Source organism: Echinicola soli (genome assembly GCF_006575665.1).
In the GTDB taxonomy this organism is placed as follows: Bacteria; Bacteroidota; Bacteroidia; order Cytophagales; family Cyclobacteriaceae; genus Echinicola; species Echinicola soli.
Window position 1 is genome coordinate 3,268,189 of the sequence record NZ_CP041253.1, and the last position, 15,054, is coordinate 3,283,242.

Consider the following 15,054-nt stretch of genomic DNA (forward strand, 5'->3'; position numbering starts at 1 on the left):
TTTGCAATGATTACTTTGGGTTTTGGATTGCACTCCGGTCAAGATGCCCTGGCGCAGGATGCGCTCAGGGCTCCTGCCTATCCATTGATCACCCATAATCCCAATTTCAGCATCTGGTCTATGGACGATCAGCTGAACAACTCATCTTCCAAGCACTGGACCACCGCAGATCATGGGATGCTCGGCCTTATCAAAGTGGATGGGAATACCTATCGCTTTATGGGTCAGGAGAAGAAGCAGTATTCCAGCATATTGCCTACCAGTGATGAAGCTGATTATCAGTTGGCCTATACCGAAAAGCGTCCTGAAAAGGACTGGTTTTTGCCAGGTTATGATGACGACGGCTGGCAGATGGGCAAGGCCCCCTTTACCGATCAGCGGGGAGAAGGCGGGACTTTTTGGGATACCGATGAGCTGTGGCTGAGACGGGAGTTTGACCTGAAAGACATGGCTGATTTAAACAAACTTGACCTTAAAATCCGTCATGATGACAATATTGAAGTTTATCTGAACGGAGAGCGGATTTACGAGCTGGAAGGTTGGATCCACCGATTTAAGTATGTGGAAATTCCTAAAACAGTGCAACAAAAACTCCAAAAAGGAAACAATGTGCTCGCGGTACACATCAAAAATACGGCAGGTGGAAGTTGGTTGGACTTGGGTTTGGCTACTGAAGTGGAAATTCCGGCACTCAAAACCATCCAGCCTGCAGTGCAAAAAGCCGTTGAGATGTCTGCTACGCAGACCAAATATACATTTGATTGTGGAGGAATAGCGCTACAAGTGAAGTTTACCTCGCCGTTACTGTTGGATGACCTGGACTTGACGGCCAGGCCTATTTCTTATATCACTACTTCAGCAAAATCCACCGATGGCAGTTCCCATCAAGTGGAGATTTATTTGGGAGTATCCAGTGATTTGGCAGTGCATCAGCCTTACCAGGAAGTAGAGGCTGCCCAGTATGGGTCGAAAGGACTCAATGTGATGAAAGTGGGCACTACTGAGCAGGATGTTTTGGGACGAAAAGGCGATGATGTCCGCATTGATTGGGGGCATGCCTATGTGGCTGTAGAAGAGCATCGAAAAGCCAAGCAGTGGGTCAGCACTTCGCAAAACGCCCTGGGATCCCTTACCGATCCAACTTCCCGAAAAGTGAACCTGGAGGGAAAAAGCCTGGTACTGAACAGTTTGGTAGATATTGGAAATGTTGGAGCAGAAAGTAAGGAGCAAGTATTTTTGATTGGTTACGATGAAGAGACTGCCATACAGTTTTTCGGAAAGAACCTTTTGCCATGGTGGAAAACCGCTTCCGGCGGTAAGTTTGAAGGGCAGTTGGTACAAGCTTCTGAGGATTATGCCGAAGTGATGGCTCGATGTGAAGCCTTTGACCAGAAGCTTCTTCTGGAGACCCAAAAAGCAGGTGGACAAAAGTACGCCGATATGTGTGTTCTGGCTTACCGGCAAGCTATTGCCGCGCATACTTTGGTGGAGGGACCCAAAGGAGAATTGCTGTTTATGTCCAAGGAAAACAACAGTAATGGATCTATTAATACCGTGGATGTGACCTATCCTTCAGCTCCATTGTTTCTGCGCTACAATCCTGATTTGATGAAAGGGATGCTCAATGGTATTTTCTACTATTCTGAAAGCGGCCGGTGGAAGAAGCCTTTTCCGGCGCATGACCTGGGTACTTATCCTGTTGCCAATGGTCAGACATATGGTGAAGATATGCCGGTGGAAGAAGCAGGAAATATGCTTTTGCTGACTGCCGCAATTGTAAACCAAGAAAATGACCCTGCCTATGCCAAGGAACATTGGGAAATATTGACCGTCTGGGCAGAATACCTTCGAAAAAGTGGGTTTGATCCTGCCAATCAGCTTTCTACCGATGACTTTGCAGGACATTTGGCCAGAAATGCCAACCTTTCCGTCAAAGCCATTTTGGCCTTGGCTGCTTATGGGAAAATGGCAGGCATGCAAGGCATGAAAGCGATCGAAAAGGATTATCTCACCGATGCGAGGGGAATGGCAAAGCAATGGATGAAACTGGCTGCTGATGGAGACCACTACACCTTGGCTTTTGAGCGTCCTGGAACCTGGAGCCAAAAATATAACCTGGTTTGGGATGAAATTCTTGACTTAGGGGTCTTTCCTGAGAAAGTGGCCGATAAGGAAATAGCTTATTACCTGACCAAGCAAGAAAAGTATGGTTTGCCGTTGGATAGCAGAAAGACCTATACCAAGTCAGATTGGGTATTTTGGAGCGCTTCGCTGGCTGACAGCCAGGCCGATTTTGAAAGCCTGATCGCTCCAATGTGGAAATACGCCGATGAAACAGCAAACAGGGTGCCTGTCAGCGATTGGCATGAAACCAAAGACGCCCGTGTGATGAACTTCCGTGCAAGGTCTGTCGTGGGAGGATATTTTATCAAGCTGCTTTATTGATGAGTAGTTAGTGTGACGTATTGGGTATGAGGAAAGAAGGTTGACTACGGTGGTTTGACAGGTCATTATGCTGTCATTTTTTAGAACTGATAGTGTAAAGACATAGCTGTCTGGAGTTTATGCCATAGGCATTCCTTTTGGATAATATCTAACTTTAATTATCAGCAATTTGTAATCCCTTTGGTAACTTTGGGGATTACAAATTGCTATTATATCTTGGTCCGGATTTTAAGTCCGGACCAATTTGAAGCGAATAACCATTAAACTATAACTAAACTACCATGATGAAATATTTTCCCTTACTACTACTGTTTTTTTTGGCAGTAGGAGGAGGTTTACAGGCCAAGACCGGTGAAGAGACAATCACCAAAGGAAAATACACCCTGACCTTTGTCAATCAAGATCCCGAACTGGATGAACAAGTAAAAGAAGGCCTTATCAAAACTTTCTTTAAAGTCTATCCAAAGATGTCAAAGGCATTCAACAAGGATGCTACCAAGAAAGTGACCGTGACCATAGACACCGCATATAATGGTGTGGCCTATGCGCATGATGGAAAGATCACCATTGCATCCAAATGGCTCGATAAGAAACCCGGAGACCTGGATGTGATCACGCATGAAGGGATGCACTTGATACAGGCCTATCCTGATGGCGCTGGCCCAGGCTGGTTGACAGAAGGGATAGCTGATTATGTGCGCTATGCCTATGGAGTGGACAATGAAGGAGCAGGCTGGTCACTGCCTGATGTTGCTCCGGAGCATTCCTATGAAAACAGCTATCGAATTACTGCTCGCTTTTTACTGTGGATTACCCAGGCATACGACAAGCGATTTGTTAAAGAAATGGATAAGCATATGCGCAGCAAGACCTATTCGGACAGCTTATGGAAGCAGTATACTGGTTTGACACTGGACGAGCTATGGGAGACCTATTCCAATAACCCTGTGGTAAAAAATTAGCGTTTATATTAGAGATTGTTTGATAGACGAAATCGGTCATCATGAGTACAGCAAAGTGATTTTGACGCAATTTAGGCACGCAATGGATTTTATAATGCATATTGCGGGCCTAATTACCTTTTGGAATGTCATTGAGGCTGCTTAATGGGGTGTTCTACTGATGAAGAAATAGCAACATATGGGACAGCCTGCTAAAAGAAAAAGTCCTGATAAATATTTTTTTATCAATATTTTGGTGATTTTTGTAGCAGAATCATTTTTTACTACGTCTAGTCGTTATAATTTAGAGACAGTACACTGGACCAACGAACTAAACTACTTGCTGTATGAGAATTGGGTTTGACGCGAAGAGGGCTTTCAAAAACTTCACAGGATTGGGTAATTACAGCCGATTTATCCTGAAGTCGCTTAGTGATAATTTTCCAGCCAATAACTATTACCTTTTTACGCCGGTCAGGGGCCGTAGAAGTGCTGAAGTGTCGATTGCGTGCGAAAACCCAAATCAGAAAATAGTGGTGCCTACCGATATGTGGAAACTTCCAGTGATGTCAAGTGCTTGGAGAAGTGTTTTCCAGGGGGTAAAGCATTATGACAGTGAGTTGGAAATCTTTCATGGGCTGAGCAATGAAATTCCCTATATCAAAAATAAATCCACTAAGTATGTGGTGACGGTGCATGATCTGTTGTTTTGCCGGTATCCTGAACTTTTTAATCCCATAGATGTCCAGATTTATAAAATAAAAATGCAGCGATCCTGCAAGGAAGCTGACCAGGTGATTGCTATTAGCCAGCAGACGAAGCAAGACCTGATAGATTTTTTAGGTATTGATGAAAACAAGATCAAAGTGGTTTACCAAGGGTACCACGAAAATTATAAAAAAGAAGTCTCATTAGAAGAGATTCAGCGTGTCAAAGCAAAATATCATCTTCCTGATCGGTACTTGTTCTTTGTGAGCACCATCGAAAAAAGAAAAAATGTACAGCTGATTTTAAAGGCCATGAAAACCCGCAAGGACTGGGATTTCCCCTTGGTGGTCGTGGGAAGGGCGACATCCTTTATCAATGATTTAAAAGCCATGGCAGAGGAGTATGGGCTTCAGGAAAAGGTGTTGTTTTTGCATAATGTGGCTTTTGATGATCTTCCTGCCATGTATAAAATGGCACATGTCTTTATTTACCCTTCCTACTTTGAAGGCTTTGGGATACCAATTATTGAAGCACAGAGCATGGGTACTCCCGTGATCACTTCCACAGGCTCATGTTTTCGTGAGGCAGGTGGAGATGCGGCACTATATGGCAATCCGGATGATCCCGAAGCACTGGTGGATCATATAGAAAGGATGGACAGGGAAGATGTAAGAGCGGAGTTTATCTCCAAGGGATATCAGAATATCAAGCGGTTTGATGAGTCTGTTATTTCCAGCGACTTGATGAATATTTATGAGGAAGTATTGGAAGTTTGCACTGCAAAACCCATTTTGGCTACATGAGCATAATTAGTCAGTAGCCTGTGATCTATGCCTGGCTTGACCCTGTCCCGTTTGTGCGGATAGATCAGATAAACAGGTTTGTACCTGCCTAGAGTGAGGCAGGCCGAAGGCACAAAGGGGCCTAGGGGTAACCTTGTTTTACCAAGCTTTAATGCCTAGCGGCATTCGCCAGGACACCCACCCAAGGAAATCGCTTTTAAACTATCAGTAAAGTGATGTCAGCCTGAGCGAACCTGTCTGTCCGCTCGGTCTGAAACCATATTGCTTGAATTAAATAACACTATTGCCTAAAGTGATCTCTCCAGACACCCACCTCACTATTTTTGCGGACAGAAGTGTCAGCAGTGATGCTCCGTTAGGAGCATTAGCTTGGTAATAGGAAGTGAATGCAGTATCCTAACAGTGCGGTAGGTACTGGCCACGGACAAGAAAAAAATGTATGATCATCGACTGCATCAGGAGCATGAGTACCAAATTTATCCGTCCACGCGTTTCTTCGATTCCGATGCTCCGCTACCGCTCAACTTACTCACAGTAAATCATATCGAACCTTATTTTCTTTGATTTTGGATTTAAAAAGATCCCTCCTTTGGGGTCAAGCGAAAAAGTTAGGGGGATTAGGGTTGGTTCCGATAGCACGCAGATGGCGCAGATTAATAAGATTTACACTGATTTTTTTATGCTGGAGCACGCATTCCTATTAACCTGTGCTCGACTATGAATTCGATGTCATTCCGTCCCCGATAGTATCGGGGCAGGCTATTGCGACAACCGGAGGGAGGAAGCAATCTCGTATTCTTAAGACGGGACTGCCACGTTCCCGATAGCTCGGGACAGGCTATACTTCCTCGCAGTGACGGGAAAGGATCCTTTCATTCACCACGACAAGACTATCGGGGACACAGGCTAACCAAACGGCATTGATTTCGGGTTTAACCAATATCCTGGTAACCCAATCTCCAAAAACTAGTTCATCCTTACTTCTTTGGATTTCTTCGTTTCGGCAATTTGCTTCATTACGAGCATAAAATACAAAGGCCCTTCGGAAAGATACCGTTTTCCTAATCTAGCAGGTTGGTCTAGCAGCCTATACAGCCAGCCAAAACCGGTTTTCTTTATCCATTCAGGAGCCATTTTCTGTACACCTGCGGCATAATCGATCGAAGAACCCAATCCTAAGCTTACCGGAATATTATAGGATTTGAGGTATTTGCTGATAAACCGTTCCTGCTTAGGAGCTCCCAAGCCTACGACAAGGACATCTGAGCGACTTTCTTGTAAAAGCTTTACGATTTTATCCAGTTCATTGGGGTTGTTTTCGAATCCAAAAGGTGGACTATATGTCCCACTGATGATCAGGCCAGGGTATTGTTTTTCTAGTTTTTGCTTGGCAATGTCACCTACTCCTGGTGCAGCACCAAGGAGAAATACACGCATGTTCTTCTGCGCAGATACCTCACACAGTTTGAAGAAAAGGGACGAACCACTTACTTTCTCTGTGAGGGGCTGTTTCAGCCATTTAGATGTCCAGACGAGGGGTTTTCCATCCGGTACCAGAAGCCCTGATGTGTTGAGTACATCTTTGTATTGTTGGTCTTTGTGCGCTGCGATCAACAAGTTAATGTTTGGCGTGAAGATGGAAGTTTTCTTTTTGTTTTTGACGGCATCTACGATGTAGTCAATGGTGTCTTCGAATGAAACGTCGGCTACTTGGACTCCAAGGATATCGACTTTATTAAACTTTTTCATAAATAGGCTCTTTGATGGACGTTTTCAATAAATTGTTCCAGGAGAGAGTAGCGTATTCATGAGAGTGGTAGTTTACAATAAGGTCCCTAGCAGACTGGGACAGTTTTTGGTATTCATCATCAGTGAGTGTCATGGCTTTTTGAATGGCCTCACTGATAAGTGTAGCGGCCGGCTTTTCGATCAGAAAACCCGTTTCTTTATTAACAATATCCGATATATCGGCAACATCTGTGCCGAGCGCTGGCAGTCCACAGGCCATGGATTCCATCATGGCGCAAGGAATGCCTTCCACTTTAGAGGTGAGGATAAAAAACCTGGATTGATGGATGAATTTCACCACATGCGGGCTGTGCCCTGCAAAGTGGACCTGATCTTCCAATTCCAACTGTTTTACTTGGGCTTGGAGGGGTTCCATCATAGGGCCTTTCCCGACAACTAAGAACTGCGGCTTCAGGCCTTTTTGTTTTAGCATGCCCAGTGCTTCAATGATCAAATTGACATTTTTTCGTTCTTCCAGCACACCGATGTAGATAAAATCAAATTCTTTTGGTGTTTTGGGAGAGGGGAGAAAGTCCTCCTTGGTATTGATGGTACTGTGCAGAATGGAGATTTTTTCTTCAGGAATACCCTGTTCCAGCCAATAATTTTTAGTGTTGTTGCCAGGTACATTGAGGTGCTTGGCCTCATGCATGGCACTGGAGATGACATTGCCTACAGGCCAAATTTTCATATAATCCTGGGTGAGGTTATCGATCTCACTGAAGATAAAGGGCGTAGAGGTGATTTTTGATAGGATGTAAGAGAAGAAGCCGTGAGGCTTGAAGTTATAGCTAAGGATAAGGTCGGGCTTGATCTTTCGGATTTTTGAGAGCATAAAGAACGGTGAAAGCATCAGGTAAAACGGTCTGATCCTTAACAGCTGGGGTAGAATAATGTACCTTAGTTTTGCGAATTGAGGGCCATTTTCTTTTCTGATCAAGAATATTTCATCGACCATATCGACCATAGACAAGGGTTTTAACTTGTAAATAACTTGGCTAGGCTTCAGGCCTGCAATAACAACGATTTTCATTCCTCAAAAATTTTGTGGTAATTATAATGTCTTAGGCTTTTTTGGGTGAGGAGTGAATTGACTTGATGTAAATATAGTTAAAAATGAATTTCGAAGTAATAAAAATGTATTTTTTTAAAATTAATTTAAAATTGAGCTTTTGAGGAGAGGATTATAGCTGTATGGGTTTGTGATTGGTATTCAGTTGTTTGTGGTTTTTTAATAATAATTCAGGAACGTTTCTTGAATACCATTCTCGCTATTTGATGTGAAATTTTGGTGGTTTGGCCTGGTTTTAACTGGGCCTATTCTTGATAGCTGGTATTCAGAAATGTCACTAAATGCTTACTTTTGTCACATTAAAATCAAATCAACAAATGCAAAAATTTTTAACAATTGGCTTTTTGGCCGTAGGGATGTATTCTTGTCAGGAAGAGGAGGCTGTGAATCCTGTTTTGCCTGAGGATAGTACAGAAAAGGAGATTGTTTGGGAGTCCCAGACCAAATCTACCAGTTATACAGTATATCCGTTTTTGAAAAGAGATAGTAATATGCAGTATCCGGGGGCATTGATTACCTTGGAGAGTGTCTCGAATCAGAAGTTCAGTTATGTGTTTAACTATACATACAATGAGGTTGCAGTCCATTCGAGTTTTCAAGGAGCAAGTCCAGCGACGCAATCTATGATTCCTGGTTACGGGGCATTTGCTAATTTCGAGAACCAGTCAATATATATTAATCCGACTCCTCCTGCCAAAGCAAACCGAGATACGATTTCCCATGAGCAGTGGATAAAGCCGATTTACTCTATGGATCAGTTGTATATGGAGTTGGGTGGAAATGCTCTTATTTTAAATGAAAGGATAGCTGATAAGATTCATTTCGGAGAAAAAGATGGGAAGAGTAGGGGAGTAGCCTTTATGGAAACTATCAATTATTCTTATGATACGGAAGTTTCTGAAGGTTCCTCATTGATCAAAGAAGCTGCCGATGATGAAGCTTTTGCCGGGATTACACCGGTTTATGTTTCGAAAATTAATATGGGGAGAATGGCTGTGGTCTTTTTTGAGACAGCGAATACTTATGAAGAAGTGGAAACAGGCTTGGCAAGATTGATGAATGGTGAAGCGATTACTGAGGAAGAGCAGCAACTATTGGAAGCAACTACCTTTGTCATCAGTATTTCCAGGGGATGGAATGGGCTTGAGATTCCCATATCCATGGAAGGAGTGAATGATTTCGAAGATTTTACATCAATGTTGGAATCGGGCTCAGAAGACCCTCTTTATGGAGAGGGTAAATATGGCGCGATTGTCAGTTATGAATTACGGCATATTGATACCAACGAATTAGCAGAGGTGACTTTTTCGGCAGCATATGAAGTGCCGAAGTTTGTAGAATAAATTGGTAACATTCATTCCATGACTCAAATTCATGGAATGAATGTTACCAGGCTTAATATTTATCAAAATCAGATAAGTCTTACCTGATTTTGTGTTCATAACCAATTGTAAATGCCCAGTACTGTCCATCATAGACGTGGTGATTACCATGGTAAGTTTGATCGTTGTATGTAATCTCGTCAAATTCCCTAGTGACTAACGGCTTTCCTGTATTGATTCCCCACATCGCATCCAGCGTAAGTCTTCCTTTATTGCCTATTTTATAAAATACTCCTGCTTCTGGGCGTAGGAAAATGCTGAATTGCCTTTCTATATGATGCCTCCCTGAAACATCGATTTCGACAAAGGCGTTACCGGTGTCGGCATTTAATAAGGTGTTAAAGGGATTTCCTGAATAGTCATAGCTTTCGCCATCAATATAGTTTAAGGGGATGGAAAATGAAGCCTGTGCACCAAACTTATCCGTTAGCAGGAAGTCTTTTCTTACAGTAGGCCCAATTGACCAAATAGGCATGGAGGATGAAGCACCGAACCGATGGTTATGGTCTGTTCCATACGCCCACAGTGTACCATTCCTAGTGGTAAATGACATGTCCATTCCCAAATAGAAATCAGGAGAAATCTCTTTTCTGGCGTATAACTGAAAAGTCCAGCTTTCCGGGGAGGAGGACGCTGACCATAAGTCCTGAAAGGAGCCTGTGTTTTGCCAATCGGAATAATACCTTCCTAATCTTCCACCAATGGATAGATCCTGACAAGATACCTCGTGGCCTATGATGAAAAAAAGGAAAATGGTTAAAAAATAGACTGATTCGTTTCATGCTTTTGTTTTTCTTATCTCCTGTTGTTGTTTAAATGAATCTAATAGTGACTTAAATTCCTTATATAATAATATTTTATTTTTGAAATAGTAAGTTTTAAGGAGAATATATATATAAGAGTCAGTATTTGTGTATCTATTTTGATAAGCCTATTTCCCGTATCACTTGGAAGGAGGATTCTTATGTTTCTTGGAATAGCCGAAAATCTTTCTGCGTAGTTTATGGAAGTTTTTCTTCAGTGGGCCGTATTCTTTGATAAAAGGCTCATGTTTTTTTAGTTGCCCAAAAGGATTTTTTTCCGGGTTCCAATCTAAGGTTTTGAGGGCTTTAAAGTCCAGCTTCCATACCGCATAATTAAAGGATAATTGATCTCTTCTGCTGCGTGTGGATACTTCGTGCCACCAAAAATTCAGCAATGAGGTTATTTTATCGTCAAACCTTCTGAACTGTAGTCCTCCTAAATTCAAACCTAAATGTTCGGGAAAGCCTTCTTTTCTATAAAATGCTTCTTGTGCATTAAATTTTTCTGGCTTGTCCATATTGTAGTGATGGCAGGCCTTGAATTCGTCATAGATGCAATCCCTTTCTGGGTGTTTTATAGAGGCTAAAGAGATTTCTGTATTGAGGTGCTCGGAGATTAACTGTTGGACACTTTTTGTGGTGATGAGGTAGTGTGCGTCCACATAGATATTGTACGCATAAGTTTTGTCCTTAAAAACGTTATGAGGTTGTAATTTATAGAAGCGATTTTCAAGTGTGGGGTCTTCGAATTTTCTTTTAACTTTCTTAATCTTAAATGATTTTGATTTAAGGTCTTTATTGTCTGTGAAACAGATCAGATCAACTTCTTTTGACAGTTCCTTTGGAAATAAAGGCTCTCGAAGGTGGTCATACCATCCAAAAATGGCTGTATATAGAACTATTTTTTTTCTCTTGCGAATCAGTTTCATTAGTTATATAATCTTTTGCAGGTTTTTTTTTACTGATGCTATAGAATATGGTTTCAAAGCTTCCAAACTATTTTTAGAAAGTTCTGACCAAGCTTGTTCGTTTTGGTACAAGTAAAGAATCTTTTTTATAAACTCGTCTTTAGTATTGGCAATCATAACATTTTTCCCCTCTACTAGTCCCATTCCCTCAGCACCGATATTGGAAGTAATAACAGGAAGTTTATATGCTAAACTTTGGCCGATTTTCCCTTTCATTCCAGCCCCATATCTTAAAGGAGCAACAAAAATTTTATGATTAACAAAATAACTAGACACATCTTGCACAAACCCTGGAATATTTACTTGATTACTTTTTAAAGTAAGTACTTCAATTGTAGGTTTACTTCCAAGAAGTGTGACCTTTATATTAGGCAGTTCTTTCCAAACTTCAGGCATTATTTCATTGACTAACCATTGGACAGCGTCTATATTGGGATGATGATCATAAGCTCCAATGAATAGAATGCCTTTTCTCTGATCAAATTTCCAATCTTTAGGTTTTTTAATAGGTTCATGGACATTCGGAATAACACAAACATTTTGGATACCTTCTTTTTCTAATATTATCTTTTCATCATTTGTAACTGTAATAGTGAAATTAGCTTGCTTTGCAAGACTTAATTCTTGTTCCTTTACTTTTTCCGCTTCTACTTCTAAATCTTTATCTTTTGTTTGGATTGCTTGTCTTTTTAATCGCAAATGATGGAGATCAACTGTGTCATATATCCATTTGGCTTTGGGGTATTTATTAAATAACCATGAAAATTCAATATTCATTTCAGGACGGCATATCCAGATAACATCTGCTTTTTCAAGTGTGGAACTTAATTCTCGAATCATTCCTGGTCTGTTGGGGTATCTAAATAAGACCTCAACCCCCATTTCAGTGAGTGCATTGAAATAGGGCTGTGTTTTGTTTGCATCATCAGGTACAAAGGTGATATGATATCCTAATTCTCGAATTAGTTTCAGAAGCTGAAAAGCCCTTAAAGATCCAGAGTTTTTATCGAAAGCAGGAATAATATTATCAATAAAAACCATTCTTTTATTTGGTAGAAGTCTCCTGCTACCATGATTTAAATCAGGTTCTTTGAGATGTTGTTTAAGTGAGTTATTCCATTTTTCAGCAAACTTTAGTTTGTTTACATTTTGATAATTTTTTATTGAACCTTTCTTTGCAATCTTACCAGAGGATATTCCTTCAAAATGAATAACTTCTGAAAGAGGAGAATAGATTACTTTTTTCCCAAGTTGATTTCTAACAGCAAAGCAGAGATCAGTATCTTCATAATAAGCGGGAGTGTAGCGTTCGTCAAATCCACCTAAAAAATCAAAATCTGCTTTTTTAATCATTAGGCTTGCTCCAGAACAATAATCAACTTCCCTAATATAGTTATATCGGGGTCTATCTGTTAAATCATTTCTTCCATAGTTTGCTCCAGAGGCATTACAAAATATTATTCCTCCGGCTTCTTGTAATAAACCATGTCCATAAACTAATTTGCTGCCTACACAACCAACATCTTCATTATTAAATAATTTTGTTAAATGGTCTAGCCATTCCATTGTAACTTGGGTATCATTATTTAAGAAATACAAAAAATTGCCTTTGGCTATTTTTGCTGCGGTATTGCAATTCAATAGAAAGCCTTGATTTTGAGAATTCCTTGTATATTTTATCCCAACAGTGTTGTGAGTGAAGAAATGCTCTGTTGAATCATTAGAGCAATCATCGATAACAAGAATTTCGAAAGTTACATTATGCGGCGGATGATTAAGTATAGATTGAAGGCAATTATAAGTATATGCTAGCTGATTGTATACAGGGATTATTATGGAAACCTCTGGGTTGGACACTTTATCAAAAGAAATTCGTTTAGTTAAGATTTCCTTTTCTTTAAGGAGGGGAAGGATTCCATTCGGTACGAAATATCTGTATCCAAATAAGGTCAGTATTATTTCTTGAACTCGTATAGATCCTTGTTTCCAATGATCTGGATTATAAAACGCAGACCTTTTGCGTGAAAAAGAGTCTATTATTTCAGATATTATGTTTTTCTTAAGAATTAAGAAACCAACAAAGATCGCTGTTATTCTCACTAAATAATAGAGATAAAATTTAGGGTGAAATCTGTATAAATTACTATATCCCCGATCCTTTCCCCGGTAAAATTTGCTATTAATCTTATAACAATACCTTTTATTATATTTATCAATCCACTTATGAAGCTTCATATTTACTCAATCAACAAGATTATTTTTATAGAAATCAAATATTACTTAGTAATGCTTTCAGTTCCCTTCTGATTATTTCAGGCCGATAAGGCCCCAATACCCTACTGGAATTTGTTGTTAAATGATTCCAAAGACTTTCATCATTATAGGTCTTAAGGATTTTCTCAGCAAACTGTTCTTTGGTTTCGGCAATCAGTACATTTTCACCATCCTGTAGGCCAATGCCCTCAGCCCCCACTTGGGAGGTGATGATGGGCAGTTGATAGCTCAGGCTTTGGCCTATTTTCCCTTTCATGCCAGCTCCATACCGAAGGGGGGCGACAAAGAGCTTGTGGTTTAGAAAATAGGGACTGACATCTTGGATAAAACCTGGTACTTTCACCAACCCCGAAGCCAATGATTTTACTTTCTCAGTGGGTTTGCTGCCCAATAGGGTCACCGGTATTTTTTCTTTCTGCCAAACTAAGGGCATGATTTCTTCTATTAGCCATACGACAGCATCAATGTTAGGAGGATGGTCGTATGAACCGATGAATAGCAGTCCTTTACGGGAATTAAATGCAGGAACTTCATGACTTTGAAGTGCTTCATGAACATTGGATACTACTTCGGTGCGCTTGGCTCCTTGCTCATGGAGTATTTGTGCTTCTTCCTCTGTGACGGTAATTGTTATATCGGCTTTTTTTGCTATTGACAATTCCAGGCTATGGAACTTATCAGCTTTTTTCTTGAGTTTTTTGCTTTCATATAAAATGGCTTCTCTTCCTAGCCGGATATAATGTAGGTCGATAGTGTCATAAACCCACTTGATTTTTGGATTAATCTTAAAGATCCACTCAAACTCTTTATTCAATTGAGGTCGACAAATCCAAGCTATATCTATTTCATATAGCAATTTTTTCAATTCTGCCTCCATTCCTTTACGGTCTGGATAGCCGTATAGAATTTCTATTCCCATCTTCAAAAATTCAGTATAGTAAGGCTCGAAAATCTCTCCCTTTCGTGGGACAAAAATAATATGATAGCCAAGCTGCTTTAGCATCTTTAATAAATGGTAAGCTCTCAAGGATCCGGAATCCTTGTCATATTCAGGGAGGAAGATATCGATAAACAATAACTTTTTTTCAGGAAGAAACCTCCTGGTATAAGTTTCCTCCGTTGTTCTTTCTTCGATAAGCTCTAATTTTGGATGGTGCTCACTTAATTTTTCAATATCTTTTGCGGAATCATGATCAACGTTATATTCCGACAACTTGACCAATTCGATCAGTGGATGATAAATACTATGATGACCAGACTTTTTGGTTTTGTGGGATAAATCTGCCAAAGCGTATGAAAGAGATTGATACTTTTCATTCAGACCGCCTACGTGATCGAATACCAGCCTTCTTAAAAAGGTAAAGGAATTGCTTAACGTTTCTATTTCCCTTATAAAGTGATACTTTGGCCTGTAAGGCAGTTGGTGTCTTCCATTGGGATGAATAGCATATTCTTTATCAAGATAGGTTCCTGCTTCCAAAAGGAGTCCGCTCTTTGAAAGGATTTTTCCGGTGATTGCTCCATAGGAAGCGTTGGTTTTCATTTCACTTACCAGTGTTTCAATGTTTCCTTTTCTGAAAACTACTCCAACCTCTTGAATTGCAAAAAACTCTCCGTTTAGTCCATTTACGGTTTTGTTGATGCAAGAGGTCAGTTCATTTATTGAGTGAAGCGTAATTATATTTACGCCGATAAAGTTCTGCCTGATTTGTGTAAGATGATCCGACTGAGGTGATATTAAAATAAGGGCTATCTTTTGAGTTTTGTTCCACTGATTTTTGTACAGTGCTGTCAAACTTTTGGCAATAAGTGAAAAGGTTGGCTTTGTAGCATACAAAACAATGTCAACAGTAGGTTTTTCTGATATAGA

General features: G+C 40.4%; 10 protein-coding genes. 4 read left to right on the top strand and 6 right to left on the bottom strand.

Features of this window, described 5'->3' with window-relative positions; all coding sequences use genetic code 11:
• Nucleotides 1-6 precede the first annotated feature (6 nt).
• The 3 genes from FKX85_RS12960 (at nucleotide 7) to FKX85_RS12970 (ending at nucleotide 4,897) form a co-directional block, all read left to right on the top strand.
• Nucleotides 7-2,445 carry a glutaminase family protein gene (locus FKX85_RS12960; RefSeq protein ID WP_229239619.1) on the top strand — a complete coding sequence of 813 codons (2,439 nt, stop codon included), beginning with the start codon at nucleotides 7-9 and terminating at the stop codon, nucleotides 2,443-2,445.
• 281 nt (nucleotides 2,446-2,726) lie between these two features.
• Entirely contained in the window at nucleotides 2,727-3,407 is a 681-nt protein-coding gene (locus tag FKX85_RS12965) for a basic secretory protein-like protein (protein ID WP_141615129.1), read from the top strand.
• Between the two features lie 326 nt (nucleotides 3,408-3,733).
• Nucleotides 3,734-4,897: a glycosyltransferase family 4 protein gene (locus FKX85_RS12970; RefSeq protein WP_141615130.1), complete on the top strand. Its 1,164-nt coding sequence runs from the start codon at nucleotides 3,734-3,736 to the stop codon at nucleotides 4,895-4,897.
• A gap of 966 nt (nucleotides 4,898-5,863) precedes the next feature.
• On the opposite strand, the gene FKX85_RS12975 is transcribed toward FKX85_RS12970, so the two are convergent.
• Together FKX85_RS12975 and FKX85_RS12980 are read right to left on the bottom strand one after the other, a co-directional pair.
• Nucleotides 5,864-6,646, bottom strand: coding sequence for a WecB/TagA/CpsF family glycosyltransferase (locus FKX85_RS12975; protein WP_141615131.1), 783 nt, complete (start codon nucleotides 6,644-6,646; stop codon nucleotides 5,864-5,866).
• Nucleotides 6,633-7,718, bottom strand: a complete 1,086-nt coding sequence (locus tag FKX85_RS12980; RefSeq protein WP_141615132.1) for a glycosyltransferase — start codon at nucleotides 7,716-7,718, stop codon at nucleotides 6,633-6,635. Before FKX85_RS12980 ends, FKX85_RS12975 begins: the two co-directional genes overlap by 14 nt.
• Before the next feature lie 356 nt (nucleotides 7,719-8,074).
• On the opposite strand from FKX85_RS12980, the gene FKX85_RS12985 reads away from it, so the two are divergent.
• Nucleotides 8,075-9,100, top strand: a complete 1,026-nt coding sequence (locus FKX85_RS12985; protein ID WP_168196262.1) for a thiol-activated cytolysin family protein — start codon at nucleotides 8,075-8,077, stop codon at nucleotides 9,098-9,100.
• Nucleotides 9,101-9,179: 79 nt separating this feature from the next.
• Here the strand turns inward: FKX85_RS12985 and FKX85_RS12990 are convergent, their stop codons facing one another.
• The 4 genes from FKX85_RS12990 to FKX85_RS13005 form a co-directional block, all read right to left on the bottom strand.
• Nucleotides 9,180-9,692, bottom strand: a complete 513-nt coding sequence (locus FKX85_RS12990; RefSeq protein ID WP_141615134.1) for a hypothetical protein — start codon at nucleotides 9,690-9,692, stop codon at nucleotides 9,180-9,182.
• A gap of 390 nt (nucleotides 9,693-10,082) precedes the next feature.
• On the bottom strand, nucleotides 10,083-10,871 hold the full coding sequence (locus tag FKX85_RS12995) for a glycosyltransferase domain-containing protein (RefSeq protein WP_141615135.1): 789 nt from the start codon (nucleotides 10,869-10,871) through the stop codon (nucleotides 10,083-10,085).
• A 3-nt stretch (nucleotides 10,872-10,874) separates the two neighbouring features.
• Nucleotides 10,875-13,145: a glycosyltransferase gene (locus tag FKX85_RS13000; RefSeq protein ID WP_141615136.1), complete on the bottom strand. Its 2,271-nt coding sequence runs from the start codon at nucleotides 13,143-13,145 to the stop codon at nucleotides 10,875-10,877.
• 34 nt (nucleotides 13,146-13,179) lie between these two features.
• Nucleotides 13,180-14,727, bottom strand: a complete 1,548-nt coding sequence (locus FKX85_RS13005) for a glycosyltransferase family 4 protein (RefSeq protein ID WP_168196263.1) — start codon at nucleotides 14,725-14,727, stop codon at nucleotides 13,180-13,182.
• Nucleotides 14,728-15,054 lie beyond the last annotated feature (327 nt).